General features: G+C 60.5%; 23 protein-coding genes. 5 read left to right on the top strand and 18 right to left on the bottom strand.

Translation table 11 applies throughout. The features are described 5' to 3' along the window. Nucleotides 1-11: 11 nt before the first annotated feature. Both AB7783_RS21210 and AB7783_RS21215 read right to left on the bottom strand, forming a co-directional pair. Entirely contained in the window at nucleotides 12-1,379 is a 1,368-nt protein-coding gene (locus AB7783_RS21210; protein WP_441278732.1) for an aspartate aminotransferase family protein, read from the bottom strand. 260 nt (nucleotides 1,380-1,639) lie between these two features. Next, the gene (locus AB7783_RS21215; protein WP_441279737.1) at nucleotides 1,640-2,032 is read right to left on the bottom strand and encodes a nitrile hydratase accessory protein; all 393 of its coding nucleotides are present in this window, start codon (nucleotides 2,030-2,032) and stop codon (nucleotides 1,640-1,642) included. Between the two features lie 244 nt (nucleotides 2,033-2,276). On the opposite strand from AB7783_RS21215, the gene AB7783_RS21220 reads away from it, so the two are divergent. Together AB7783_RS21220 and AB7783_RS21225 are read left to right on the top strand one after the other, a co-directional pair. Next, on the top strand, nucleotides 2,277-3,923 hold the full coding sequence (locus tag AB7783_RS21220) for an amidohydrolase (RefSeq protein WP_441278733.1): 1,647 nt from the start codon (nucleotides 2,277-2,279) through the stop codon (nucleotides 3,921-3,923). Nucleotides 3,924-4,240: 317 nt separating this feature from the next. Further along, nucleotides 4,241-7,231, top strand: a complete 2,991-nt coding sequence (locus AB7783_RS21225) for an autotransporter family protein (RefSeq protein ID WP_441278734.1) — start codon at nucleotides 4,241-4,243, stop codon at nucleotides 7,229-7,231. Between the two features lie 401 nt (nucleotides 7,232-7,632). Here AB7783_RS21225 and AB7783_RS21230 read toward each other — a convergent pair whose 3' ends face one another. Next, nucleotides 7,633-7,851, bottom strand: coding sequence for a DUF3551 domain-containing protein (locus AB7783_RS21230; RefSeq protein WP_089263548.1), 219 nt, complete (start codon nucleotides 7,849-7,851; stop codon nucleotides 7,633-7,635). Between the two features lie 96 nt (nucleotides 7,852-7,947). After that, nucleotides 7,948-8,400, bottom strand: coding sequence for a hypothetical protein (locus AB7783_RS21235; protein ID WP_441278735.1), 453 nt, complete (start codon nucleotides 8,398-8,400; stop codon nucleotides 7,948-7,950). Between the two features lie 76 nt (nucleotides 8,401-8,476). On the opposite strand from AB7783_RS21235, the gene AB7783_RS21240 reads away from it, so the two are divergent. After that, nucleotides 8,477-8,680 carry a DUF6894 family protein gene (locus tag AB7783_RS21240; RefSeq protein ID WP_120287454.1) on the top strand — a complete coding sequence of 68 codons (204 nt, stop codon included), beginning with the start codon at nucleotides 8,477-8,479 and terminating at the stop codon, nucleotides 8,678-8,680. 207 nt (nucleotides 8,681-8,887) lie between these two features. Then, entirely contained in the window at nucleotides 8,888-10,339 is a 1,452-nt protein-coding gene (locus tag AB7783_RS21245) for an alpha/beta hydrolase (RefSeq protein WP_441278736.1), read from the top strand. A 17-nt stretch (nucleotides 10,340-10,356) separates the two neighbouring features. On the opposite strand, the gene AB7783_RS21250 is transcribed toward AB7783_RS21245, so the two are convergent. Continuing rightward, complete coding sequence (locus AB7783_RS21250) at nucleotides 10,357-10,830, bottom strand: DUF992 domain-containing protein (RefSeq protein WP_089263717.1); 474 nt, start codon at nucleotides 10,828-10,830, stop codon at nucleotides 10,357-10,359. Nucleotides 10,831-11,176: 346 nt separating this feature from the next. On the opposite strand from AB7783_RS21250, the gene AB7783_RS21255 reads away from it, so the two are divergent. Next, nucleotides 11,177-11,710 (top strand): TerB family tellurite resistance protein, encoded by a 534-nt coding sequence (locus AB7783_RS21255; protein ID WP_231078843.1) that lies wholly within the window; start codon nucleotides 11,177-11,179, stop codon nucleotides 11,708-11,710. Nucleotides 11,711-11,751: 41 nt separating this feature from the next. On the opposite strand, the gene AB7783_RS21260 is transcribed toward AB7783_RS21255, so the two are convergent. The 13 genes from AB7783_RS21260 to AB7783_RS21320 all read right to left on the bottom strand — a co-directional run bounded on the left by AB7783_RS21260 (nucleotide 11,752) and on the right by AB7783_RS21320 (nucleotide 25,727). Further along, the gene (locus tag AB7783_RS21260; RefSeq protein WP_441279738.1) at nucleotides 11,752-13,383 is read right to left on the bottom strand and encodes a proton-conducting transporter transmembrane domain-containing protein; all 1,632 of its coding nucleotides are present in this window, start codon (nucleotides 13,381-13,383) and stop codon (nucleotides 11,752-11,754) included. Continuing rightward, a complete protein-coding gene (locus AB7783_RS21265) occupies nucleotides 13,380-14,903 on the bottom strand; it encodes a complex I subunit 5 family protein (protein ID WP_441278737.1) in 1,524 nt (507 codons plus the stop codon). Before AB7783_RS21265 ends, AB7783_RS21260 begins: the two co-directional genes overlap by 4 nt. Further along, nucleotides 14,903-15,235 (bottom strand): NADH-quinone oxidoreductase subunit K, encoded by a 333-nt coding sequence (locus AB7783_RS21270; protein WP_441278738.1) that lies wholly within the window; start codon nucleotides 15,233-15,235, stop codon nucleotides 14,903-14,905. Before AB7783_RS21270 ends, AB7783_RS21265 begins: the two co-directional genes overlap by 1 nt. Beyond that, nucleotides 15,232-16,173, bottom strand: a complete 942-nt coding sequence (locus tag AB7783_RS21275; RefSeq protein ID WP_441278739.1) for an MnhB domain-containing protein — start codon at nucleotides 16,171-16,173, stop codon at nucleotides 15,232-15,234. Before AB7783_RS21275 ends, AB7783_RS21270 begins: the two co-directional genes overlap by 4 nt. Then, the gene (locus AB7783_RS21280) at nucleotides 16,170-16,463 is read right to left on the bottom strand and encodes a monovalent cation/H(+) antiporter subunit G (RefSeq protein WP_441278740.1); all 294 of its coding nucleotides are present in this window, start codon (nucleotides 16,461-16,463) and stop codon (nucleotides 16,170-16,172) included. The genes AB7783_RS21275 and AB7783_RS21280 overlap by 4 nt, the downstream gene beginning before the upstream one ends. Before the next feature lie 7 nt (nucleotides 16,464-16,470). Further along, nucleotides 16,471-16,746, bottom strand: coding sequence for a monovalent cation/H+ antiporter complex subunit F (locus tag AB7783_RS21285; RefSeq protein WP_441278741.1), 276 nt, complete (start codon nucleotides 16,744-16,746; stop codon nucleotides 16,471-16,473). Next, a complete protein-coding gene (locus AB7783_RS21290) occupies nucleotides 16,739-17,278 on the bottom strand; it encodes a Na+/H+ antiporter subunit E (RefSeq protein WP_441278742.1) in 540 nt (179 codons plus the stop codon). Before AB7783_RS21290 ends, AB7783_RS21285 begins: the two co-directional genes overlap by 8 nt. Nucleotides 17,279-17,288: 10 nt before the next feature. Further along, a complete protein-coding gene (locus tag AB7783_RS21295; protein ID WP_089263537.1) occupies nucleotides 17,289-17,537 on the bottom strand; it encodes a hypothetical protein in 249 nt (82 codons plus the stop codon). Between the two features lie 23 nt (nucleotides 17,538-17,560). Then, entirely contained in the window at nucleotides 17,561-18,373 is an 813-nt protein-coding gene (locus AB7783_RS21300; protein WP_441230929.1) for an outer membrane beta-barrel protein, read from the bottom strand. 102 nt (nucleotides 18,374-18,475) lie between these two features. Then, the gene (arcA, locus tag AB7783_RS21305) at nucleotides 18,476-19,729 is read right to left on the bottom strand and encodes an arginine deiminase (RefSeq protein ID WP_441278743.1); all 1,254 of its coding nucleotides are present in this window, start codon (nucleotides 19,727-19,729) and stop codon (nucleotides 18,476-18,478) included. A 20-nt stretch (nucleotides 19,730-19,749) separates the two neighbouring features. Beyond that, a complete protein-coding gene (locus AB7783_RS21310) occupies nucleotides 19,750-21,180 on the bottom strand; it encodes a basic amino acid/polyamine antiporter (protein WP_068729654.1) in 1,431 nt (476 codons plus the stop codon). Between the two features lie 363 nt (nucleotides 21,181-21,543). Then, nucleotides 21,544-24,609: an efflux RND transporter permease subunit gene (locus AB7783_RS21315; RefSeq protein ID WP_441278744.1), complete on the bottom strand. Its 3,066-nt coding sequence runs from the start codon at nucleotides 24,607-24,609 to the stop codon at nucleotides 21,544-21,546. Further along, nucleotides 24,606-25,727 (bottom strand): efflux RND transporter periplasmic adaptor subunit, encoded by a 1,122-nt coding sequence (locus AB7783_RS21320; RefSeq protein ID WP_441279739.1) that lies wholly within the window; start codon nucleotides 25,725-25,727, stop codon nucleotides 24,606-24,608. The genes AB7783_RS21315 and AB7783_RS21320 overlap by 4 nt, the downstream gene beginning before the upstream one ends. Between the last annotated feature and the right edge of the window lie 198 nt (nucleotides 25,728-25,925).

A 25,925-nucleotide genomic window follows, 5' to 3' on the forward strand; every position in this document is an offset into this window, starting at 1 on the left:
GGTTGAAATATTTACAGGTCAAAATGCCGGGCCGTCTCATCCAGCGCACGCTTGAGCTTGTCGACGATCTCGTCAATCTCGGCATGGGTGATAACCAGCGACGGGCTGAGCACAATGGACTGGCCGACGGCGCGAACGATCAGGCCATGGGCATAGGCGGCTTCGCGGCAGAAGATGCCGGCGCCGTCCTCGACCGTGAAGATCTCACGGGTGTCCTTGTCCTTGACCAGTTGCAGCGCCGCCAGCGTGCCTATACCGCGTACCTCGCCGACCACCGGATGCTGTTCGAACTGCGCCAGCGCCTGATGCAGATAGGGGCCGATGTCGTTACGAACGCGGTCGACCAGGCCTTCGCGTTCAATGATGTCGATATTGGCGAGTGCCACCGCGCAGGCGACGGGATGGCCCGAATAGGTATAGCCGTGAGCGAGCAACCCGCCGGCGCCGATGGTCTCGAACACCCGCTTGTTCATCGCCACCGCGGCGATCGGCAGGTAGCCGGAGGACAGACCCTTGGCCAGCGTCATCAGGTCCGGCGTGACACCATAGGTCTGTGCGCCGAACCATTCGCCGGTGCGGCCGAAACCGCAGATCACTTCATCCGCAATCAACAGCACATCGTATTTGCGGCAGATGCGCTGGATTTCCGGCCAGTAGGTCGACGGCGGATCGATCACCCCGCCAGCGCCCTGCACGGGCTCGCCGATGAAGGCCGCGACATTGTCGGGCCCGAGTTCGAGAATCTTCTGCTCCAGCGCCTGCGCGGCCTGCAGCCCGAATTCCTCCTTGGTCAGCTCGCCGCCGAACATGTACCAGTGCGGATGCTGGATATGCGCGAAACCCGGAAGCGTGCCGCCGTCCATGGCATGCATGTGCGGCATCCCGCACAGGCTCACGGCCGCCAGCGTGCTGCCGTGATAGGCCATGGTGCGGCTAATGAAGGTGCGCTTGGTGGGCTTGCCCTGCAGCTTCCAGAAATAGCGCACCATGCGGACGATGGTGTCGTTGGCCTCGGAGCCCGACGAGGTGAACAGGAAGTGGTCGAGACCTCCCGGCGTCAGCTGCGACAGCTTGTGCGCGAGCTCCGTCATCGCCGGCGTCGTCGACTGGAAATGGTTGCTGTAGAAGGGCAGCTCCGCCATCTGCCGTGTGGCGGCCTCGACCAGTTCCTGCCGGCCATAGCCGACATTGACGCACCACAATCCGGCCATGCCGTCGAGAAATCTGCGGCCGTCACTGTCCCAGATCTGGCAGCCCTCGCCTCGCACCACGACGCGTGTCTTGCCGCCGGCGATCACGGCAGGATCGGTGAAGGAATGGACGTGATGCGCGCCGTCGAGCGCCTGCAAATCGCCGGTTGTTCTTGTTGTATCGAGCATGTTTTTCTCCGACGACGCCGGACAGCCACGAACAGGGCCAGCGTCAACGAAGGGATCATCGAATTGCCCAGGCGATTGCGGGAGATGCCAAACAGGGGGTCGGTGGTGCGCGCTGCGCACCGTGAGGGATGACGCTTCAATAAGAACTCGTCATGCCCGGGCTTGTCCCGGGCATCCACGCCTCACTTCACTTCTGTCAAAAACGTGGATGGCCGGGACAAACCCGGCCATGACGGCGGAGAGAGGCGTGCGCCGCGGCTCTACGCGTGGCGATCGAAATCCGCCGGGGTCAGTTCTATCGGCTGGCCATGCGGCGTGCGATCGGCGGCGTGGTCCCAGGCATCGCGGTAGCGATGCAGCGCATCCGCCGTCGTCACACCCTTCTCGGCGATCAGGTTTTCCAGCGTCGCCAGCCAGTGCCGGTAATAGGTCTCGCCGGTGTCGGCATCGCCGCCCGCCTGGGCGTGCTTGATCTCGGCAGCCAGCGCCGCAGCCCATTCCATCCAGGTGAACACGCCGCGCTCATGCAGCGTCACGGCCATGGCAAAGGCCTGGGCCTCCCACGGCTCGCGAAACACCGGACCCTCGGCGTCACAGGGGATGCTCGGGATTTCGGCCGTCGCACGCGTTGCAGCTTGAGTATTGGTCGTCATCACACCGGCTCCAGACATCAGGCGAATCCTACACCGACGTGCGCCTCACGCAAATGTCGCTGCGTGACGCGCATGGCAGGTGTCTAATTCCTGACCTGCGAGAAAAACTCCAACATAAAGCGCGATATGCGGCGCGTTGCCCCGTCTGCAGGCTCACACTGCACAATCTGCGATCTTGCTCCGCTGAATAATTTTGGCGTACCCGTCGCTGCACTCGATCCCGTGAATAAAAGGTAGACTTAAGATGGAAAAGCCAAGCCTCATCCTGACCGGAGGACGCGTGTTCTGTGGTCTCAACGAGGGCTTTGTCGAAGCCATCGCGATCGCATCGGGACACGTGCTGGCGACCGGTTCGGCCGAAACAATCGCCGAGCTTGCCGGGCCGGATACGCGCATCATCGAACTCGCCGGCCGCACCGCCATCCCCGGCCTGAACGACGCCCATATGCATTTGTTGCCGCTCGGCCTGACCATGACCGAGATCAATCTGCGGCCGGAGACCGGCGCCAACAGCATCGGCGAGATCCTGCGCCGCGTCGCCGAGAAGGCCAAGACCGCCAAGCCCGGCGAATGGATCAATGGCCGCGGCTACGACCATTACGAGCTCGCGGAAAAGCGTCACCCCACCGCGGAAGAGCTCGATCAGGTTGCGCCGAACAATCCGGTCTATCTCAAGCGCACCTGCGGCCATGTCGCGGTGATCAACACACAGGCGATGCGCGTAGCCGGCATCGGCCACAACACGCCGCAGCCTGATGGCGGCATCATCGAACGCCGCGACAACAAGCTGACAGGCCTGCTCGCCGAACGCGCGCTGCGCCTGATCGTCGACGCCGCGCCGAAGCCAAGCGCCGAGCGCCTGCGCGATGCGATTGACCGCGCCAGCCGGTTCATGCTCGAGCAAGGCTTCACCAGCGTGATGGATGCCGCGGTCGGCATGGCCGCGGGCATGGACGAGATCGACGCCTACGAGCATCTTGCGAAATCGAACACGCTGCCGATCCGCACCTGGGTCTGTATCTACGGCAACACCGACGGCATCGGCGATCAGGCCCATGCTGCCGGTTATCGCTTCGGCCGCGAGGTCGGCTTGCTGCGCTATGGCGCGATGAAAGTGTTCGGCGACGGCAGCGCGGGCGGACTCACCGCTGCGATGTCCGAGCCCTATCTCGTGGGCGATCCCGATAATCGCGGTATCTTCTGCTACACCGACAAGGAGATGCACGACTATCTCGCGCATTATCACAATCTCGGCTACCAGCTCGCCATCCACGCCATCGGCGACGCCGCCATCGAACAGGTGCTGTCAGGAATCGAGAAGGCCGGTACGGCGGAGAACCCTATCCTCAGCCGCCGCCATCGCATCGAGCATTGCGGCTTCCTCAGCGACAGCCAGATCGCACGCATGGCAGCTGCGGGCATCGATCCAGTGCCGCAGCCGGTCTTCATGTATGAATTCGGCGATCTCTACATCACCAATCTCGGCCAGGCGCGCACCGATGTCGCCTATCCCATGCGCAAGTGGTTCGACGCCGGCCTGCATCCCGCAGCGAGTTCGGACGCGCCGGTCTCCACCACAGACCCGTTCAAGAACCTGTTCACGATGACGACGCGCATGTCCAACCGCCATACATTGCTGGGCGAAGGACAGAAGCTGTCGATGGCGGAAGCGATCCACGCCTACACCTATTTCGGCGCCTATACGCAATTCGCCGAAGATCGCATGGGCCGTCTGGTGCCGGGCCAGCTCGCGGATATCGCCGTGCTCAGCCACGACGTGTTTACGGTCTCGCCGGAAGAAGTCGAAAAGGACACCCGCTGCGACCTCACCATTCTGGGCGGCGACGTCGTGTTCGACAGGCTGGGTCAGGTCGCAGTCGCGGCGGAATAAAGAGAGCGCAAGACGCTGCGCTGTGCAATCCAGCGCATTCTTCTTGCGATCCCGGTTCTGGTCTATGGGTATGTGGTCGGCTGGTCCTGATGCAGGTAATGCCGACCAGGGCGGATCTCGACATCAAGCTGCAGCGCCAAACGCGTACGGGAGATGTCGTCATGACGATCACGATCTTTAATTGCCCCGACATTCAGGGTTTCCCCCAATAGCAATACGCGCAGCGATCGAGATGATTGCCTCTCTGATTTTTCGGCTGAGATTCGCTGAGGCCGAAGTCGCCCAACGAAGACCGCCTGGTGATCGGAGAAGTCATCATGCGAAAATACTCAAGGACGACCGCGCTCAGTCTGGTTGTTATTTCAGTATCAGATCTGCTGGATTGCTGCACTGCATATGCCCAGCAGGTGATCGCGAACGGCACCACGCAGAGCGCGAGTGGAACGATCAACACGGGTGTGTTGACGCCCACGGCAGGCTACGGGCTCTACGCACTTAACAATGGAATCATCGATAGCTTCAGCCCGCTGAGTGTGATCACAGGGGGCTCAGCCTCCCACGCGGCATACGCGCAGAGCGGCGGCAGTATCACGCTCTTCAGCGGCTCGTCCGTTTCGACCACCGGCGGAGGTGGAGTGGGTCTGTTCGCAACGGGGGTCAACTCGATCGTCAATGCGACCGACACCACCGTCTTCACGACAGGTAGCAACGCCTACGGCGTCGAAGCGGCACAGGGTGGGACCGTAAACCTTGCCGGCGTTTCGGTCACGACAGCTGGCAGTATGGCCTATGGTCTTTTTGCCACCCAAGCCAACGCGATGATAAGCGCGACCAACGTGACCATCAACACGACCGGGGGCGCTGGCTACGGAGCGCGGGCGAATGCAGCTGGGCATATCGCTCTCAATGGAGGCTCGATCACAACCACCGGCAGCGGCGCCGACGCCCTCATCACCATCGACAGTACCGCCACGATTGATGCGGCAAATATCATTATCCGCACAAGTGGCCCAACGGCCAGCGGCGCCAATGCGTTTTACGGAAGCATGACACTCGACAATCTTGCGGTCACGACGATTGGCGATAACTCCCACGGCGCCAGGGCCGACAATGCCGGCTCGGTCGCAATCACAGGAGGCGCGTTCACAACCCTCGGAACCTCGTCGTTCGGCCTGCTGGCGACATTGGGAAGTACGTTGACGGCAACAAATGCGACGGTAGTCACGAGCGGGGCAAGTGGAACTGGCGCAAGCGCGCAATTTGGTGGCCAGCTCATCTTGAACGGCGGAACGGTCACAACCACAGGCGCATCGGCGGCAGGTCTTTTCTCGGTCGGGTTGCTTTCGGCTCTATCGGCCACGCCGGCGGTTCCGACAGCACTCATATTGCTCGACGATGCCGCAACGCCTTCTGCCAGTCCAACCGGCTCAACTCTCACTGCGAACGGTGTGACAGTCAGAACATCCGGAACCGGATCTCATGGTGCGAGCGTTCGCGGCGGAAGCAGCCTTGCGCTGAACGACAGCACCCTGACCGTTTCTGGAGCGGGCGGTGCCGCGCTGTATTCATCGGCCTACGATGCGGGGGCCAGTATTGCGCAGATTTCAAACAGCACACTCAGTTCAGCCCAGGGCGCAGGTATCCGGATCTCCGGCACGACGCTGAATGCAACATTCCTTGGCTCTTCCCTCGCCGGAAATCCGAATCTCCTGGAAGTCGTTGCCAATGGCACGCTGAACTTGATAGCAGCATCTTCGACACTTACCGGCGCAGCGGTGACGGACGCGGGAAGCGCGTCGAATTTGACATTGCAAAATGCAACGACGTGGAAGGTGACCGGCAACTCCAACGTTTCCAATCTTATCAACACGTCGAGCTTGATCGATTTTGCACCGACGTCGGGCGGGGCGTTCAAGACGCTGAGCGCCATCAACTATACGGGCGTCGGCGGAACCATCGGATTGAATACGTTCCTCGACACGGATGGTGCGCCATCCGACAGGCTCTCGATCAACGGCGGGACCGCAACGGGTGATACGTCGTTGCGCGTAACAAACGCAGGTGGCGGCGGCGAGCTGACTGTAGGCAACGGCATCCTTGTCGTCGACACGACCAACGGCGGCACGACGGCGCCGGCTGCATTCAAGCTCGCTGGACCGGTCGTGGCTGGTCCCTTCGAATATACGCTCCATCGCAGCAGTGTAGATGGTAGCAACTCGCAAGCATGGTATCTCCGCTCGACGCTCGATTGTAGTCTGGCCCCCAACGCAGCGGTATGCCCGTCGCCGCCGGGATCAGCACCGCAACCACCGGTGCCGAACTTCCGGCCGGAGACCTCCCTTTATGCTGCGGTGCCTGCGATGGCCCTGCTCTACGGACGGAACCTCCTTGATACGTTCCACGAGCGCGCAGGCAACCGGGAGGACGTCGGTGGACGCACTGAGTCGAACGCAGATGCGCCTTTCATCGGAGGCTGGGGCCGCTTTATCGGCATGACCGGGCGGCGCGACGGGGACGCGCGCGGCATTTACGGCACCGGTCCGCAGTACACATATAATTTCCTTGGCCTTCAGGCTGGCCAAGACTTTGTGCGCCGCGAACACAGCAACGGCAGCCGGGATCATCTCGGTTTATATTTTGCTCTCGGCGGGGCCTACGGGCGAGTTACTCATTATGACGGCATCACCGGCGAAAGTGACGTCAAGGGCTACACTCTCGGCGGTTATTGGACTCACTTTGGCGCGACTGGTTGGTATTTCGACACTGTGCTGCAGGGCACCTGGTACGACGTGACCAGCAACGCCAATCGTGGTCTAACCTCGCTTACCACCGACGGGACGGGTATCGGCGGATCAGTCGAGGCAGGCTATCCGATCAACTTGCGCCACGGATTTTTCATCGAGCCGCAGGTCCAGGTCGCCTATCAGGCGATCGATCTCTCCGGTAGCCGTGACGTCGGCGCCCAGGTTCGCTTCGATAAAGTTGATTCGTTAGCAAGCCGGATCGGCGCTCGTATTGGCCGTAGTTGGAACATCGGTGACGATGCGATCCGCCGTCACTTGACTGCGTGGATCCGTCCAAGCCTCTGGCACGAATTTCGCGGAAATCCCCTGACCGAATTTTCGTCCGATACCGGCTTCACCCCTTTCCAGGCCACACTCAATGGCACGTGGGGCGAATTGAACGCCGGCGTCAGCGGCCAGGTGACCTCGAATGCCACTCTGTTCGCCAGTGTTTCGTATCAATCTCGCTTCGAAGGAAAGAGCTACGCATACAACGGCAAGTTTGGAGCCAGTTTTAGTTGGTGAATATTCGACGGCTGACTCCGAGAGTCCGACTCATCATGAGTGAAGGACGATGGATGTTTGTGCTCCGCTCCCGGCGACCAGACTGTTCATGAGATCGCGGATTACCACTCGCCGCCTGAGTTGCTGGTTTACTGGGGAAATGTCGCCGGCAAGGGTCGCCTCCTCATTGGAGGGCATTTCCGCCTCCCATCGCCGGCGAGACGATCACGCAGGTCCAACCAAAGATCGAGTTAGTTTTCGCGCGCTTCTGCTGTGACGCAGAACGCTGATGTCGCCGACCAGGGCGGAGGGCTCACAGACCTACGCGGCCTCCGTCGGAGGCCGCCGCTTCGTTTGTATATGGAGACTCCGTTGATCGGCGACGGGTCAATGGAGCGCCATTTCAATGACGACAAGGCGCCTTAACGGACGCGCTTGCGACAGGAAGCCCCTGTTCCACTGACCGCTGCACGGCATTGGTCGATCGTGTCATAACTACAATCGGTGCCCCGCGACTGTGATTTGGCGCACCACGCCCTCCCCTTGGCTTCGCTCTGCGTGGTGACGAATACCATGCTCGCGCTCGCCACAATCGTGGAAACAAGCAGGGACAATAAGAAACGCTTCTTCAGGTTCTGCATCGCATCCTCCTTTTCAATCGTCAGAATAATGGATGACGCGATTGCATCACGATATCGGGTGTTGACCTGATCCGAGCCGCGGAATCACCCCTGCGATCACAGCGAAAGATCGTGATGCGCTGGAATGGCTATCGCAGCCGCAACGGTGCAATCGTATCGCTCACCTGCAATAGCGATGCGATACCGGGTGGGATCTTCCGCTCGATGTGCGGACCCAGCAACGACCATGACGCCAGTAATACCGGTTATGCCAATGCCGCCTGTGACTCCCCACGGCCGCTCCGGTGGCAGCGCCAATGGCCGCGCCGCGTCGCCCACCGACGGCGCCGCCAATGATGGCACCGGACACTGCGCCGCGTCCTGCTGCGCTTTGGGCAAGCGCATCCGCCAGCGGAACCACTGCAGATAGCGCGAGTAGAACGAGCAAGGCTGAGATCCTTCGCATGCGTAACTCCCTGACAATTGATGCTGTGGCCCCCGCACGCGTTCCGATTTGAAATGCACATCCAGAACCATGGCTATCGGGGAAAACCCTTGGTCGGTGCACATGACGCGCCATCGTATGTGTCAGCGCCTTACTAATTATTCACTGGGACACGCGGCTCTTCCGAATTATTGGAGCCCGATGCGATACTTTTTCCATATCCTGGACGGGCCGAAAGTTTTTCCCGATGAGGTCGGAAGCCGCCTTTCAAATCCGAAGCTTGCGATCACGCAAGCGCGCGCCCTTGCTACGGAACTAGGCAAGGCCGGCGCGCTTTGCGGGTCCCATCTGGTGTTCGTTCTCGACGAGAACGGCAACCGGATCTTCGGCTGCCGGGCTAACTGACGGCTTTGCATATGACTGCCGTCGCATGCGCGGATCTAGACGTCGCCGAAGAAGTTACCGATTATCAGGGTAAAGCCCGATACCCGCTCAGGTGCTTTCCCTTATATCTCCTGTCGCGCTTCAAATTTTCCGGACTATCCTGCACCACGTCGTCATTTACGGGGTTCGGTCGTGCGGGCCAGAATCTTCAGATTTGCAAAGATCCTGATGGCGTTTTTCGGCATCGCGCTGATGACGATCTTCGCTGTCCGCATCTACGATTCGCAGCGCGGACTGCCACTCGAGACATGGCATACCTACGTTCCGCATGAGCTCCATGCGAGCAAGCTGGATACTGCCGACTGGGCGCAATACATGGCGGCTGAGGCGGAGCTTTTCGACGAAGTCCAGCGCGAGGTATCGCAGAAGCTCGATGCGACAGAACGTGTGCCACCCAATCGGTACTTCGAAGGCAGCCCGGTCTATCCCCCGCATTTCGTGCAGGATTTCAACCGCTCCTTTGTGCTGGAGCCGAAGGGGAAGCCGATCGGGGCGGTCGTGCTTCTTCATGGCCTGACGGATTCCCCCTACAGCCAGCGCCATATTGCGCGCTTCTACCGCGATCAAGGCTTCCTGGCGATCGTACCAAGGCTGCCGGCACATGGCACGGTTCCGGCTGCGCTGACCGACGTCGCGTGGGAAGACTGGTTGGCAGCCACGCGGCTCGCAGTGCGGGAAGTGAAGAAGCGTGTGGATTCGCCCGTGCCGCTGCATCTGGTGGGGTTTTCCAATGGCGGTGCACTGGCCATCATGTATGCGCTTGATGCCATCGACGACGAAAAACTGTCGCGACCCGACCGCCTGATATTGATCTCGCCGATGGTCGGCATCACCAGTTTTGCACGGTTTGCCGGCCTTGCGGGATTTCCAGCAATTCTGCCCGCCTTCGCCAAGGCCGCATGGCTCGATGTTGTTCCGGAGTTCAATCCCTTCAAGTACAATTCATTCCCGGTGAACGGTGCGCGTCAATCGCATCTCCTGACCAGGGCTCTGCAACGGCGGCTCGCGCGCTATGCGAGTGAAGGCCGATTGAGTCAGTTTCCACCCATCCTGACATTCCAGTCGCTGATGGATTTCACCGTCAGCACACGGGCCATCGTCTCCGATCTCTATGCCCATCTGCCGGCCAATGGGAGCGAACTCGTCCTGTTCGACGTCAACCGCACCGCCAGATTTGGCCCGCTGCTCCGCACCAGCACCGATACCGCGCTGGCACGCATTGTACCTGCCGGCCCGCGGCGCTACCGCCTCGCCGTCATTACCAATTCCGGTGACAATAATGACGACGTGATCGAACGTGTGACCGAGGCCGGTACCGTCGACGAGCATTCCCGCCCGCTCGGCCTGAACTATCCACGGGGCTTCTATTCGCTGTCGCACGTGGCGCTGCCATTTCCGGTCAGCGATTCTCTCTATGGGGCGGAGCCGGACAAGTCCGAAGATTTTGGCGAGAACCTCGGTACCCTGGCGCCGCGCGGCGAACGCAATGTGCTGATCGCCAGCCTCGACTCGCTGATGCGGGCGTCATCAAACCCGTTCTTCCCCTATATGGTCGGCCGGATCGGTGAGAGCATTCTCACCCCCGGCAAAGACCGCTCAACCCGCCCGATAAAGCGATGACCGATAATAAATGCCGACTATCGAAGAACGAGATTGGATATGCCCAGTGCCAGATTCAGTCCGATCTGGCCCTCGACAGAGAGCGGCTGCAGCGTGATCGTACGGCGTGATCCGCCGACGAGGACATTGGCGCCAAGACCCAAGCCGATGGCAACATTTCCGCTTGCCCCGACATAGCTGCCTCGCAACGTGCCGCGGCCGATATTACTGTTGCGCGCAAAGACGCCCCAGAACAGCGTTCCTCCGCGCGTTACGCCAACATCGAGGCCAACCCGCCTGATCGTGCCCCTGTAACTATATTGCCGCGCAGCCACGGTGGACAGGAAGACACATTGCATCTCCTGGCGTGAGCCTAGAACCAGCCCAACTCTCGGACCGGTGCTGCATGTCAGTCCGCCGACGCGGAAAAGCTGTTGCGCATGAGCCGGTGCGGATAGCATCTGCGGGATCAGGAAGGCACATGCCACGGTCAATATGCGAATGCTGAACATCTGCTTCCCTCTCGGAGCCGCGACAAAATAACCAGGCTTCTGCCGGACGAGGCTAGCCGTCAGCACGCAATAGTTAATCGGGAAAAACCCTGAAGAGGTCATGATGAGTACCCGGATTGCCGGGGAACATTGATCTGGATTCAGGTACGCGCAGCAACGCCTGTCCCCGCGGAAAATTCCAGGTCATGCGCAGAGGCCGGAGCGCCACAACTACGGCTGCTTAGCCTCGCTTTTGGCCAAATCCGGAAACTTTAAAATTCGGTAAGAAAGTGGCGGCGCCGATGGACAAACGCCATCTTCAGCTCAGGCGACCGCTCCTGAAACTTCCCAGATATCGCGGGCCCGGATGGCCGGCCGCAAGAGCGCAGTCGTCGTTGTCTCTGAAGAGAATGGTCGGGTGATGTTTGGATCAATCAAGGCGTTCATCTCGCGTGCGATGGAAGACGCCAATCAACGGAAAAACGTCGAGCAGAGAGAGCTTCTCATCGTGACCGCGGCATTGCTCATCCGCGTCGCCACCGTCGATAGCGAGCTATCGGATATCAGGCGCGTCAGATTGCATGCCATTTTCAGATCGCATTATGGGCTGGATGACGCGGCTACGGTTCAGCTTCTCGTTGATGCAGATGCAGTCGCTCGTAGCGCGGTCGATCTTTATCGCTTTACCCGGCAACTCAACGAGTTCCTCGATGACGATGGACGTCGACGGATCGTTCAACTGATGTGGGAGACCGTTTACGCGGATCAGCGGGTCAACGAATTTGAAGAGAATCTGATCTGGCGTGCGGCAGACCTTCTGGGTGTATCGTCCCGGCAGCGTGTCGAACTTCGACAGCACGTCGTCGCTCGCATAAAGAATTTGGCCGCGATGTCAGCCTGACGCGATCAGGTGCATCCTAGAGATGCAGATCTTCGGCATGATCACTGGGCCAACAGTGCCGCTCCGAGAGCCACTGTCAGTGCGAGCAGTGAAATTCCAGCCACATGCCATTGGCGAAGCGTGCCTTCCGCTTGCTCGATGGTCCTGCCCCAGGCTGGAGCGATCTTCACACACCTGTCCAGAACGACGACGATATCCCCCTCGGGAATATGGGGCAGCCGTCGCACCCAGCGCCACAGCACTGCGGCCAGTATGGCCCCCAACAAAACTGGAAGCAGGGCTTTCCATAGCAGTTCGGGCGCCAGAGGATTGGGCAACATTCCTTCGGGGACCGCGAGGAATAGCGCCCACGGTACGATGAGCGACGCTACGGCGGTCGACAGCCATGGCCAGAACAAGCTCGGCGCCGCTGTCGCCTCCTGATCTGTCGACACCGTCGTCACCAGGCCTCGGACGAACTGCAGCATGAGCAGCGTCGTGCCGACAGCGGACAGCGTTGCAACCGTGTTGGCGGCCCCGTCTCCGAGCGGTCCATCGACCACGATTTTTGCCAGCGCACCGCCCGTCAGCGGAAGGCCGCCAAGGCCGACTGCGATGATCGCCACAGGGAGAAGGATGGGCAGCAGATATCGGCGACCGGTCGCGGCGATCACACCGACGGAGAGAAACAGCGCACCTTTGACCAGAACGTGGTTCGCAGAATAGAAGATCGCCGCCAGTGCAGCGCGGCCATCTCCGGCGATCATGCCCATGCCAATGACGGCCACGATGAATCCCATCTGGCTAACGCTCGAATAAGCCAGCACAACCTTGGGCCTGCGTTGCGTCATTCCAATCACCACCCCGTAGAGCGCCGCGAACAGGCCCGCAGCTGCGAGTAACGTTCCTGCGTGGGGCAGTGCCGTATCGAGGGGGAGAAAGCGGATCATTCCGAGGATGCTTGCCTTGACGGCTGCACCACTCAGAACAGCGGCAGCCGGCGCCGGCGCGGCCGCATAGGCCCGTGGCATCCAGACGTGAAATGGAACAAGGCCAGCCTTCATGCCAAAACCTGCGATCAACAGGCTGATGATCAGGTCGCGGTGCGGCGACGTCGGGAGTGCGGCGGCGGCATCGCCGATTAACAGCCCGTTGCCGGGAATATCCGCCGCGAGCAGCACGAAGGCGATGAGCAGCAATGTCTCCGCCAGCAATCCGAGGCCGATATAGAGCGCGCCGGCCCGCCACGCATCGGTCGTTTCATGCTGGATGATGAGGCCACAGGCGCCAAGCGTCAGCATCGCCAAAAACAAATAGAAACCCACCATGTCGGCAGCGAGAAAGACGCCGATGCAACCCGTCAATGCGGTGAGCCAGCACACGGCGAACCGCCCGCGATTCGGCTTGCCCTGCAGATACGGTGACGCATAGGCCCCGGCCATGCTCCATAGCAGCGCGGCAACGCCGAGCAGCAGTGCCCCGGGGAGATCAAGGGCGAAAGTCAAATGCAGACGGGCGGGGCCGACGACAAGCGGGGAATCGTCGGAGACAAGGAGCACGGCCACAAATGCAGGAATCGGAGCAAACGCCAGATATGAAGGCATTCGCAGTAATGCCATTGGCCAGAGGCAAGCCAGCAGCATCCCGAGCGGAAAGAGCAACGCGAAAGCCAGCAAGGGATAGGCCTCTATCATCGCAGCCAAGCCATCGGTGCCTCCGGACGACCAACTTGCAATACATCGATCGGGCCGAGCGCCACGAGCCCCAGCGATACCGAAAGAAGGGCCAGCCCCAGCGCCGCCACTTCCTGATACTTCGGCACCGCGGCGCGCAGTATCAGCGGCGCGCTTGGTGGGCCCATCGCCCGCGACAGCACGATGAAGGTATATGCGCTCGTGAGCAGCCCTCCTGCGACGATCACGACTGCCCACCACCACTGCGCCGTTGCGATCGTCGCCTCCAGCAACAGCCACTTTGCCAGAAAGCCACCCGTCGGCGGCAACCCGATCAGGCATAGGCCACCGAGGCCAAAGGCGAACATCGTCATGGGAAGCGCCCGCGCGATCCCGCCAAGCTCCGAAATCTGGTCATGTCCAAGCGCGGCATAGACAAGTCCGGCAGCCATGAACATGGCTGCCTTGGCGGTCGCGTGCGAGATGGCCTGAAGCATGCCTCCCGTCAGGGCATCGCCATACTGGAGATGCAACGGGTCGGCAGCGAGCGGGAACATCAGAAACAGATAGCCGATCTGCGCGACCGTCGAATAGGCGATCAACAATTTGAGCCGTCGCTGGCGTAGCGCAACGACATTGCCGCATATGATCGCCGACGCCCCCAGCGCCCCAAGGAGTTGACCGCCGGCTACGTTCAGCAGACCCGGCATGGCGTCGAACCAGAGCCTCACAATGAGAAAGAACGATCCCTTCACCACGACGGCTGACAGAACCGCGCTTGCCGCCGCCGGTGCGCCGGCATGCGCCGGGGGAAGCCAGAGATGCAGTGGAAAGAGCGCGGTCTTGGCGAACAGCCCCACCGTCATCAGCGTGGCAGCAGCGAGCGTCGCTGGTTCAAGACGCACGCGCTGCGACATCAAGACGATGTCGAGGGTCCCATAGCTGCCATACATCAAGGCCGTTCCGACCAGATAGAGGATCGAGCCCAGCAGCGCAAAGAGCAGATAGCGCAATGCTGCCTGCAAGGTTTCCCCGCGACCATCGAGACAGACCAGCGGCACCGCAGCGAAAGTCAGCAGCTCAAGCGCAACGTAGAGGGTGAACAGATCGCCGCCGAGAAAGATCATGTTCATCGCGCCCGAGATCGCCATGAGCATGACCCAGAACACCAACGGTGCGCGGGTTTCAACGGACGCTGCGCGACTGCCGAAATTCGCATGCGCGAACACGCCAATGAGGCAGATCACGATGGCCATTGCCACCATCATCGCGACTGAAAGTCCGTCGGCGCGCAGCGTGATGCCGAGCGGTTGCTGCCAGTTGCCCACAATGTAGCTCAGCGACGTTTCGCTTTGCCATACTTTCAGGAAGACAATGCAGGCCACGCAGAGACCGGCGGGCAACAGAAACGCGGCAATCCTTTCGGCGTGCCGCCCGCCAAGGACAAACGACAGCAGGATGCCGACAACCGGCAATACGATGGCCAGAACAAGAAGCGCCCCGTCGGCAGTTGTCGCCTCAAGCGCGGTTGCAGCCGGCATCAGGATTTTTCCTCGCCGGTTTCAGAACTGTCGGAACCGATCGAGGCGCGGCCGGTCTCATCGCCAAGACGCTGCACCAGCGCGATGGCCATGGCCGTCGCCGCGAAGGCGACGACAATCGCGGTGATCACCATCGCCTGGGGGACCGGGTCACCGCCGAGCCCGGCCGCTGCCCCCCGCCTGGCGATCACACCGAACAGCAGAAACACACCGCTCCCGAGCAAATTGAATGCAAGGATCTTGCGTAGTGGCTCGGGATTCGTGATGAGCCCGTACAGTCCGATGCCCACCAGCGCTGCGCCACACAAGCCGAACAGCGTTGCCGCGTTCATTGCTGCTGCGCCCGTACCGGCGGTCCTGCGGCCAGCATGCCAAGCGCCACAGCGATCGACAGCGTGAGAGCGGCTTCCACGGCGACAATCAGCGGTTTGGCGTAGCCTGCCGGGTAAGCCAGAAAAGCGTCGGCAAATACCCATCCAGCAAGGCCAATGGCAAGGAACAGCACCGGTCCGGTGACGAGCAGAACACGTAGCCAGAGCCGACCGATCGCAGGAGCTTTTTGCAATCCCGCGACAATGACAAGGAGCCACATCGCAGCCAGCACCGTGCCACCCTGAAAGGCGCCACCAGGATCCTTCGCGCCGACCCAGCACATATAGATTCCGAACACGATTCCCACCGGCGGCAAAAGCTGAGCTAGAAAGATCAGCGTGGGATCGGGCCGTGCGTAAACCTGCAAACCTGGCGTTCCACCCCAGGCATGATCTGGCGCCAGCGACCAGACCCCGAGCAAAGCGAGTAGCAGGACCACCTTTTCGAGCAGCGTGTCGAGTGCCCGGAACACGAACAGCACGCCGGCAACGGGGTTGCCGAGACCACTCGGCGGCAGGTTTTCCATCACCATCGGCGCGAGCGTCGGAACGGGCGCCGGCGGATGGAGGATGGCAACGGCAAGACTCGCCACGACCAGCGCACACATTGCACAGGTGGCAAGGCGCGTCGGCCGCGAAATCCGCGGACCATCGACAGTCACGGAGCGGGAACGCGCGACGGCGCCGAGCAGCAACAGGCCGGTCATGCCGCCGCCGATCGCGGCCTCTGTCAGCGCCACATCAACGGCGTGGAGCCGGACCCATACCATGGACAGAAGCAGCCCATAGACGACGAACATGACAACTGCGGCGAATGCCGTGCGCACAAGGATGGCTGAAGCACCGATCGTCAGGATCAGCGCAACGAGAGCGACATCGAAGACGGAGGCGATGCTCATCCGTCTGCTCCGTGGTGGCGTACCGCACCGGCGATCAATTGGGTGACGACCGCCCCGGACAGCTGGACCAGCAGCCAGACGATCACCAATTTGACCGCGAACAGCAGGCTGCTCGTCTGCGGCAGCAAGCCCAGAACGATCAGGCCAAGACCGAGATTGTCAACCTTGGTCAGGGCGTGCAGACGCGTCAGCGTATCCGGGAAACGCAACAGACCCACCGTGCCCGCAAGGAAGAACAGCGCTCCTGCGAAGACCGCGCAAATGGTCAGGATATCCATGACGAAGCTCATGCGCGCCTCACTCCCCTTTGGCTTCGGATGACGCGCCGGACGCGTCTCTGACGAATGCGACGGCCGCAAACGCCGCGAACAGCGCGAGCATCACAGCAACATCCATGACAGGCGGCGTCTCGGTTGCGACCGCGAGCAGAAGGAGGATGGCGACTCCTCCCGTGCCCAGCAGTTGGACGGCCATCAGGCGGTCCACATCGGCCGATCGCCGAAGGATGGCGAACAGGCCCAGCGCCACCGTCAGCAGCACAAAGACCGAAGCACCCAACAGCAGGCTAGGCATCGGATCTTGCGCCTCCGAGCGCCCCCATGCACAGGGTTTCCTCCATCGACAATTGTTCGACGACGGGCTGCGTCACATCGAGACAATGAATGGCCAGACTGCCGTCATTCGACGTTCCGCACGGAAGCGTACCCGGCATCAGGCTCATGATCGCGCAAAACGTATTTCGCTTCCTGCCCTGCGGCTGCTGCGCCCGGTAGGTGACGAAGCCTGGATGCAGCGGCAGTCGTGGGTGAAGCGCCCGCAGCGCAACGTCCGCTCCCGCGACAATCGACTGACGGAGGAAGTGCAGGACGAACCCGGCAAACCTGATCGGGCGGAAGCCCCATTGTTCGGCAGGCAGCAGCTTGAGGCTTGCCCAAGTCGCTGCGGCAACTGAAATCAGACCGGGCCCCACATCGCCGGGATCGCCGCGCGTCAGTATTAGCCAGAAGCAGAAAAAGCCGATAGCGCGGATCACAGCACTGCCGATGGCATCCGACCACCTCGCCGGACTCGCCTCGCCAATATTGCCGGCCTTGATCAAATTCATTGAAGCCACCCTAACGACTGCTGTCCGTGCTCCGCTTTGATTTCTGCTTGCTCTTCGTATTGTAAACGGGCTGCTGGGGCTCCTCGACGACGATCGGGTGCTGCGGAATTTTCAGACGATCGATGCGCACATCGTCCCGCAAGGCATCCCGGTCCATCCGGTCGCCGCGCTCGACGGAGTCGCGTGGCTCCGCACTGGCGGCGAACGCCGTACAGATGAAGAGAATAGCGGTACCTGCCGCCACAATCGAATTCCGCATGATCGCCTCTTGTGTCCTGATCGCTAAAACGCGAAGTCGAGCCGTGGGCCGATCAGCCAGTCTCTATAGTGACGCAGCGCCACGTTTGAGTTTCGCGCCTCGTAGATGACGTTCGTGGTGAGCGATACGTTGCTGGCGATGTTGTATTTCAGGCCGAGAGACGCCGAATAGATCTGGTCCTGCCGGTCGCGGTTCAAGCCGTCTGTAAACCAGAACGCTTCGATGAAAGGCGTGCTGACGATCGACCATTTCGAATTCAGCTCGACCTCGATGCCAAGCAGCGCATCGGCACGCCAGCGCCTGGCCTCGGCGAGATCGGAGAAACGATAAGTGAGCTGGAGGAGCGGCGAGAGCGTGACATTGTCGAAGCTGAAATCGCGCGCGATGGCACCGGTGACATCGTGGGAGGTGAAGGCGAGATCGCGAAAGACGCCATCGTAGTCATATCTGTTTTCGTAGGTTGCGCTTATTCTCCAGCCATACAGATTCTTCGTCAGCCGCGCGCCCAGACGCGCAATGGCGGCATTGCCGTCGTGTTCTCTGGAAAATGCCTCAAACTGAGCACGTGCAAAAATACGGTAGGACAGGTCCGGCGCAAGTTTGCCGTCCAGCCGCAAGCTCACATCGGGCTCATAGTAAAAATCCCCCCGCCGGTCGTCGCGCGAAAACAGGGCATTGGCCGTGTAGGTGGGCGATAGGGATCCAACAACGCTCCATGTCGGGCTCATCGACGTGTATTCGACCTTTCTGAGCTCGGTCAGATCTATGTCGGCAGCCAATGCCCAGCTGGCATAAAGGAAGCTTGTTGCTGCCAGGACAATTCCGGATCCACGCATTGCACACTCCCCAGACAATTACTCTCCGTCGGTCGATGGTGTTGGCTTCGATGGTAACAGTCCCATGATCTCGCTCCCCCGAGCGGAGAATGGCCGATTACGTTAGTAATCCACGGCATCGCGGATGATCGGGCAGGTCATACAGTGACCGCCGCCACGGCCGCGACCGAGTTCGGCGCCGACGATCGTAATCACCTCGATGCCTTCCTTGCGCAGCAACGTGTTGGTGTAAGTGTTGCGGTCGTAGGCGTAGACGACACCTGGCGATGCGCAAACGAGGTTGGCGCCGCTGTCCCACTGGGTCCGTTCCCGCTGGTAGTCACTGCCACCGGCTTCGACCACGCGGAGCTTCTTGAGGCCCAGCGCTTCCTCGACGACGCCGACAAACGACTTCTTCTCGGCATACAACTCGACACCGCTCGGATGATCGCTCGGACGATAGGAATAGGTACGTGTCTGGTTCATAAAGTCGGGCGCGAGCAGCACGCAGTCGCGGTCGGCGAATGTGAAAACAGTATCGAGATGCATGGCCGCGCGGATCTTCGGCATTGCCGCAACGATCACGCGCTCCGCAGCCTTCTTTTTAAAGAGGGTCGCTGCGAGTTGGCTGATCGCCTGGCGGGAGGTGCGTTCGCTCATGCCGATCAGCACGACCCCCTTGCCGATGGGCATCACATCGCCGCCTTCCAGCGTGGCTAGTCCATGGTCCTTTGTCGGGTCGCCCCACCAGACATTGACGTTGCCGGCAAAATCGGGATGAAACTTGTAGATCGCGGTGGTGAGGATCGTTTCCTCGTGTCGCGCCGGCCAGTACAGCGCGTTGAGAGTGACACCGCCATAGATCCAGCAGGTCGTGTCGCGCGTATAGAGCGTGTTCGGCAGCGGCGGCAGAAGATATTCAGTCGCCCCCGCGGCCTCCTTGACCATCCTGAGTGCCGCGCCCCCATGTGCTTCGGGAAAGTCATGGGTCGACAGGCCACCGATCAGCGTTTCCGCGAGCTTTCGGTTTTCCAGCCCGGACAGGTAGCTTTTGAGCTCGTCGATGAAGCCAAGGCCAACCTGGTTCGGCACGACCTGATTGTCGAGGATCCAGGCCTTGCCCTCCGGGACTGCCAGCGTCTCGGCGAGCAGGTTATGCATCTCAACGACATCGACGCCGCGGTCCCGCATTTTGGTGACGAAATCGAAGTGGTCGCGCTTCGCATTATCGACCCAGAGCACATCGTCAAACAGCAACTGATCGCAGTTGGACGGGGTCAAGCGTGTATGGGCAAGGCCGGGGGCACAGACCAGGACCTTGCGCAGCTGGCCAACTTCGGAGTGCACACCAAACGGGACTTTTTTTGCGCTGGCCATCATGAACTCCCATCGATTTCCTAGATGCTGATATAGCCGGTGGCGAGACCGTGGATGCCGACTACGCATCCGACGACAGCGACGCCGAACAGGACCCATTCTGCCGGAGTGAAGAGCTGCTTGTTGAGCTCCCTCCGTGTGATGAAGTACAGGATTGTGCCGGGCGCATAGATGATGAAGCCAAGCAGCAGAAATTTCATACCGCCGGCGAACAGAAGGAAGATCGTGTAGGCAGTCGCCAGAACAGCGATGATCGTGTCCTTCCGAAGATCGCTTGGATCGGTCTCGTAAGTCTCCTTGCGGTAGACCAGCATCAACGCGAACGCCGCCGAGAGGAAATACGGGATCAGCGACAGGTGGCTGCACAGCGAGAGAGCGAAGGTGAAGGCATCGTCGGAAAACAACGTCGCGATGAGAACAGCCTGAACCAGTAACGTGCTCATCAGGAGCGCCATTGACGGAACCTGATTTGCGTTTTCGCGCGCCAGGAAGGCCGGCATGTCTTGCCTCTTCGCCGCAACCGACAGCACTTCGGCGGCCATCAGGGTCCAGGCAAGATAGGCCCCGAGCACCGAGATAATCACGCCGATGCCGATGAAGATCGCACCCCAATGACCAACGGCCGCTTCGAGAACGCCGCCAACCGAGGGCTGACGCAATTGCGCCAGTTCTTCGCGGGGGAGGATGCCGTATGCAAGAATGGACACCGACGCGAACAAGGCCAACACGGCCAGAAATCCCGTCACAGTCGCAATACCGACGTCCTCGCGCCGTTGCGCGAAGCGGGAGTAGTTGCTGGCGCCTTCGATGCCGAGAAACACGAAGACCGTTACCAGCATCGTCGCCTTGATCTGCGCGAAGAGATTTCCGTAGTCCCCGCTTGCACCGCCCCAGAGGTTTCCGACGAACACATCCGGCTTGAAGAAGAAGATCGACAGGACGACGAACAACAGCAGCGGAATGAGTTTGGCAATCGTCACGATCTTGTTGATCGCTGCCGCCTCCTTGACGCCGCGCAGCACAAGGAAATGAAATGCCCAGACACCGACCGACGATAGTGCGATGGCAGTGACCGTATTGCCCTGACCGAGCGCTGGGAACAACGCGCCGAGCGTCGACTTGATCAGAATCCAATAGGATACGTTGCCGACGCAGGCACTGGCCCAGTAGCCAAAGGCGGAGAAGAAGCCGACATAGGGCCCGAACCCCTCGCGCGCATAGGCGTAGACGCCCGCATCGAGATCCGGCTTGCGGTTGGCCAGCGTCTGAAACACAAATCCCAGCATCAGCATGCCGGCGCCAGCGACGGCCCACGCTATCAGCGCTCCATAGATGCCGGTGGCCTGCGCAAAATTACGCGGTATCGAAAACACACCGGCGCCGACCATGCCGCCAACCACCATGGCCGTGAGCGTCCAAAGCGGCAATTTCTGGTCACCTGCATTGCTCATGGCCAAAGCACTCCCATGTGCAGATGCAGTCGGCCTGCAGCAAATGGGACATACAGGCGACCACCTGCGACCGGGGTCTGCAAGACGCGGCGACGGGATTGAAGAATGATTGACCGCGAAGAGCGTGCGCACTGATTGTGTTGCGCAGCCTCATACGGTGGCCGCAGGAGCCGCGCCGGCGCGCGCAAGGCGCGGGCAGATGTAAACAACATCAGGTCCTGCACCGGGCGTCCCCTTCCAACATCAACTACTGGAAAGAAGAGCACATTCGGGATGCACCACGATATCGGGTGATGCCCTAGGTTGAAGACGGGGAGTTACCCTAAGTGCCGAAGCGTCCGGCGTGAAACGGATACGATCTGACTATGCTTGCGCTGATCGGAGCGGCTCCGGCGCCCTCTCTTTTCCCCCGAACCATGCCACATACAATGTGGGCAGAAAGATCAGAGTGAGAACCGTCGCAACCAACAGCCCACCCATGATCGCAAAAGCCATCGGTCCCCAGAACACCGTTGGGGCGATCGGTATCATGCCGAGCACGGTCGACACGGCCGTCAGCATGATCGGGCGAAAACGAGAACTCGAGGCATCCAGCGCGGCGTCCCACACGCTTTTCCCGTCATCGCGTTCGGCGTCGATCTGACCGATCAGGATCACCGCATTTTTTGTGATCATACCGAGCAGCGCGAGAATGCCCAGAATCGCAACGAAGCCGAGCGGTCGGCCTGACAGCAGAAGGGCAGCGACCACACCGATGAGCCCGAGGGGCGCGACGCTGAGGACCAGAAACAGCCGCTGAAAGCTCTGGAGCTGGATCATGAGGACCGTAAACATGATCAGCAGCATCACCGGCACAACGGCGATGACCGACGCCTGCGATTTCTGACTTTCTTCGACCGTGCCCCCAACCACGATCCTGTAGGATGCTGGAATGGTCTTCGACAACGCGGCAACGGCCGGCGTCAGCGAGTTGACGACGGATTCCGGAATTGCACCGGCAGTGATATCCGTCTGCACCGTCAGGGTCGGGACACGATCACGCCGCCAGATCAAGGGATATTCCTGCTCGTATTCGAAAGTTGCAAACTGGCTGAGCGAAACCGTCTGCCCGCCTGGCAGCGGAACTTGCAAATTGCGCAAGTTGGGCAATGAGACGCGCTGTTCATCGACCGCGCGAGCAACGATATCGATCAAATAGATATCATCGCGAACCTGGGTGACCGTGGTGCCTGAGATGACCGTATTCAGCACGCCTGCCAGGGCTTGAGAACTCAACCCCAGCAAACGCGCCTTGTCCTGATTGACCCGAATACGCACCTGCCTTGCCGGCTCGATCCAGTCAAAATTGACACCATTCGCCTGGGGATTGGCGGCGATGACCTGAGCAAGCTTGAACGCAATTTCGCGCACCATGCCTGCGTCAGGACCACTGACACGATATTGGACGGGCCAGCCGACCGGCGGCCCCAGCTCGAGGGGCGAGACCCGTGTAATCGCACCGGGAAAATCATTCGCCAGAAGCGTCTCCAGCTTTGCGCGGATACGTTCACGCGCTGCGACATCCTTTGCGACGACCACTGACTGAGTAAAGAAATCATTTGGCAGCTGAACATTGAGCGGAAGATAGAACCGGATAGCACCGCGGCCCACATAGGTGCTCCAGCGCGCAACGTCCGGATCACCCTGCAGAGCGGCATCGAATTTCTGTGCGGCTGTCTGGCTCGCATAGATGGATGCATTCTGCGGCAGGCTGATATCGACGAGCAACTCCGGACGATCAGACGACGGAAAGAATTGCCGAGGGATGAACGGGAGAAGAAGAAACGAGCCGACGAAAAGCACCAGCGAGAGCACGATGGTCAGCCATTTCGCCCGCACGGCGAATATTAGAAAGCCGCGATACCACCTGAAAACTCTGCCGGGGGCGTCTGTCTTGCGGTCCTTCGGCGGCTTGAGGATGACAACGCCCATCAGCGGAGCGAAGATCACGGCAACGAACCAGGAGACGATCAGGGCGATACTAACAACGGCAAAGAGGGAGAACGTGTATTCTCCCGCAGAACTCGCGGCAAAACCGACGGGCACGAAGCCCGCGATGGTCACCAGTGTTCCCGCCAGCATGGCGAACGCGTAGGTGCGAAAGGCAAAGCTGGCAGCCTGAACCTTGTCGTCGCCTTCAGCCAGCCGGTTCAGGGTGGCATCCGTGGTGGTCATTGCATCATCGACGAGGAGCGCGAGCGCGATAATGAGCGCGCCGAGCGATATGCGCTGCATGTCGATTCCGGCAAGCTTCATGATCGGGAACACGATGGCGAGTGTCAGCGGTATGGACAGCGCAATGATCAGGCCCGGGCGCACGCCAAGGCTGATAAAACTCACCACGAGAATGATGGCAATTGCCTGCAGCAATGACATCATGAATTCGGAGATAGCGCTCTCGACCGTGACAGCCTGGTCGGCAATGAGCTTCGGTTCAATGCCAATCGGCAGATCCGCCGTGATCGCAGCCATCGCCCGCTTGAGACTCTTGCCGAGCGCGAGAATGTCTCCACCGTCCCGCATCGAGATGGCCAGGCCGATGGCCGGCTCGCCATTGACGCGAAACAAAGGCTGCGGCGGATCGGAATAGCCGCGCGTAATCCGGGCGATGTCGCTCAAGCGGATCATGCGGCCGCCGGCGACAAAATTGATGTCAGCGACATCCTGCTCGGACTGAAATGCACCCGATACCCGAAGCGATAGTGTCTCGTCGCCCGTTTGAATCGTGCCAGCTGGCCTTATGATATTTTGCGTCTGGAGAGCGGACAGCAGTGCGGTGCGGTCGATGCCAAGGCTTGCCAGTTCCTTCATCGAAAATTCAACGAAGATCCGCTCGTCCTGAGCTCCCAGCAACTCGATCTTCGATACGTCGGGGACTAGGAGAAGCTTCGAGCGGACGTCTTCCACATAGTCGCGAAGCGCGCGGTGCGTGAAACCGTCGCTCGTGAAGCCATAGATAATTCCGAACGTATCGCCGAAATCATCGTTAAACCCGGGTCCGACCACCCCTGCCGGCAGCGTATCGCGGATGTCACCAATGTTCTTGCGGACCTGATACCAGGTGTCGGAGACTTGTTTGGCGTTCGCGTTCCCCTGCAGGTTGACGAAGATTGTGGTGACGCCTGCCCGCGTGAAACTGCGCAGGAAGTCCAGATGCGTTGTTTCCTGCAGCTTGCGCTCGAGCCGCTCGGTAACCTGTTTGACGGTCTCCTCAACCGTTGCTCCGGGCCATGCCGCCTGAACGATCATCGTCTTGATGATGAATGACGGGTCCTCGCTGCGACCGAGGCGCAAGTAGGACAGGACACCGAAGATAACGGCAACAATCATGACATAAACCACCAGGGAACGGTGCTTAAGTGCCCATTCCGAGAGGTTGAAGCCGGTCATTGCTCTGACCCAAGAAGACGTATTTTCTGGCCGGGGTGCAGCGCCTGCACACCCGCGGTCACGATGACCTCCCCCGTGTCGAGTCCCTGAGACACCACGACCTGCGCTTGCTCGAAGCGCAAGACGTCCACGTTTCGGATCGAAACCGTGCGACTCGCGGGATCGACAATCCAGACTGCGGGCTGTTGATTGGCCCTCGTCAATGCCGATGCCGGGATCTCGATCATGGAGACGGCATCCATTTCCATGCGCCCCACGACGGTCGCGCCAAGCCGCATCGCCGCCGGCGGATCCGTCAGGCCAACCTTGATTTCAAAGGTGCGCGTGACGGGATCGGCCTGGGCGCCGACCTCACGGACACGACCGTGAGCCGTCACCGCGGGATCGTCGGTCAGGCTGACGGTTATTTGCGGATCGCTCGGTGCCGATCGAAAAAATTGAGCCGGTACGTCAAAGACTGCGTCGCGGCCATCCTGACGCGCCAGCCTGAGAATCATTTGCCCGGCCTGAACAACTTCTCCGGCACCAGGTCCGACAGCGGTTATGACGCCCGGTGCATCTACCTTCAGCTCGGTAAAGCTCACCAGATCATGTGCCGTCTTGAGCTGGGCCTCGGCGGCATCGACCTGCGATTGAGCGGTTTGTTGCGCCTGCGTTGCCTGGTCGTAGTTGACGCGGGTGGTCCAGCCCTGTGCAAGCAGTGTCTGCTGACGATCGAAATGGTTGCGTGCCTGGGTCAGTTGCCCCTGCGTGGCCGCGACTGCCGCCTGGGCCTGGCGCAACGTGTTCAACTCATTCTGGGATTCAAGCCGCCCGATGACCTGACCGGGCTGCACCCGATCTCCGGTCTTCCCGTTGTTTTCGATCAGCCGACCCGAGATACGAAATGCCAGCGCCACCTCGTCTTCCGCTTCGATACGGCCGGTGAATGAAAGCGGCGCGCCCGCAATGCTCTTCGCAACAGTGACCGTACGCACGGGCCGCACGACAGGAGCGGCTTCATCAGACTCTCTGCCGCACGCCGTCAGCAGAAACGCCGGCACAATTGTTAGAATAATTATAATCGTCCGATATCGTGTAACTCGACATAGGTAGGCATGACGCGCATACGCAGGCATGAAGAAACCCTCGCTGAGCAAAATTGCACACCAGATTCGCTGACCACCTCGCAAAAGCAGATAGCTGGCTTTTGCCTGCGTGATCGCCTGCCCGCCAATTCTTCTATGACTCAAACTATTCTGGGGGTGCGGATATCTACCCGGTATCGGGGAAACTACTGATCGCACCAACGATTCTCTGACGCGCTGCTGGACGCT

The sequence above is a fragment of the Tardiphaga sp. 172_B4_N1_3 genome (assembly GCF_052076035.1).
In the GTDB taxonomy this organism is placed as follows: domain Bacteria; phylum Pseudomonadota; class Alphaproteobacteria; order Rhizobiales; family Xanthobacteraceae; genus Tardiphaga; species Tardiphaga robiniae.

Coding starts and splice junctions, on each gene's coding strand:
- AB7783_RS21210 (WP_441278732.1), bottom strand. CDS start 1,379: ATGCTCGATACAACAAGAACAACCGGCGATTTGCAGGCGCTCGACGGC.
- AB7783_RS21215 (WP_441279737.1), bottom strand. CDS start 2,032: ATGACGACCAATACTCAAGCTGCAACGCGTGCGACGGCCGAAATCCCG.
- AB7783_RS21220 (WP_441278733.1), top strand. CDS start 2,277: ATGGAAAAGCCAAGCCTCATCCTGACCGGAGGACGCGTGTTCTGTGGT.
- AB7783_RS21225 (WP_441278734.1), top strand. CDS start 4,241: ATGCGAAAATACTCAAGGACGACCGCGCTCAGTCTGGTTGTTATTTCA.
- AB7783_RS21230 (WP_089263548.1), bottom strand. CDS start 7,851: ATGCAGAACCTGAAGAAGCGTTTCTTATTGTCCCTGCTTGTTTCCACG.
- AB7783_RS21235 (WP_441278735.1), bottom strand. CDS start 8,400: ATGTGCACCGACCAAGGGTTTTCCCCGATAGCCATGGTTCTGGATGTG.
- AB7783_RS21240 (WP_120287454.1), top strand. CDS start 8,477: ATGCGATACTTTTTCCATATCCTGGACGGGCCGAAAGTTTTTCCCGAT.
- AB7783_RS21245 (WP_441278736.1), top strand. CDS start 8,888: ATGGCGTTTTTCGGCATCGCGCTGATGACGATCTTCGCTGTCCGCATC.
- AB7783_RS21250 (WP_089263717.1), bottom strand. CDS start 10,830: ATGTTCAGCATTCGCATATTGACCGTGGCATGTGCCTTCCTGATCCCG.
- AB7783_RS21255 (WP_231078843.1), top strand. CDS start 11,177: ATGGCCGGCCGCAAGAGCGCAGTCGTCGTTGTCTCTGAAGAGAATGGT.
- AB7783_RS21260 (WP_441279738.1), bottom strand. CDS start 13,383: ATGATAGAGGCCTATCCCTTGCTGGCTTTCGCGTTGCTCTTTCCGCTC.
- AB7783_RS21265 (WP_441278737.1), bottom strand. CDS start 14,903: ATGCCGGCTGCAACCGCGCTTGAGGCGACAACTGCCGACGGGGCGCTT.
- AB7783_RS21270 (WP_441278738.1), bottom strand. CDS start 15,235: ATGAACGCGGCAACGCTGTTCGGCTTGTGTGGCGCAGCGCTGGTGGGC.
- AB7783_RS21275 (WP_441278739.1), bottom strand. CDS start 16,173: ATGAGCATCGCCTCCGTCTTCGATGTCGCTCTCGTTGCGCTGATCCTG.
- AB7783_RS21280 (WP_441278740.1), bottom strand. CDS start 16,463: ATGAGCTTCGTCATGGATATCCTGACCATTTGCGCGGTCTTCGCAGGA.
- AB7783_RS21285 (WP_441278741.1), bottom strand. CDS start 16,746: ATGCCTAGCCTGCTGTTGGGTGCTTCGGTCTTTGTGCTGCTGACGGTG.
- AB7783_RS21290 (WP_441278742.1), bottom strand. CDS start 17,278: ATGAATTTGATCAAGGCCGGCAATATTGGCGAGGCGAGTCCGGCGAGG.
- AB7783_RS21295 (WP_089263537.1), bottom strand. CDS start 17,537: ATGCGGAATTCGATTGTGGCGGCAGGTACCGCTATTCTCTTCATCTGT.
- AB7783_RS21300 (WP_441230929.1), bottom strand. CDS start 18,373: ATGCGTGGATCCGGAATTGTCCTGGCAGCAACAAGCTTCCTTTATGCC.
- arcA (WP_441278743.1), bottom strand. CDS start 19,729: ATGGCCAGCGCAAAAAAAGTCCCGTTTGGTGTGCACTCCGAAGTTGGC.
- AB7783_RS21310 (WP_068729654.1), bottom strand. CDS start 21,180: ATGAGCAATGCAGGTGACCAGAAATTGCCGCTTTGGACGCTCACGGCC.
- AB7783_RS21315 (WP_441278744.1), bottom strand. CDS start 24,609: ATGACCGGCTTCAACCTCTCGGAATGGGCACTTAAGCACCGTTCCCTG.
- AB7783_RS21320 (WP_441279739.1), bottom strand. CDS start 25,727: ATGCCTGCGTATGCGCGTCATGCCTACCTATGTCGAGTTACACGATAT.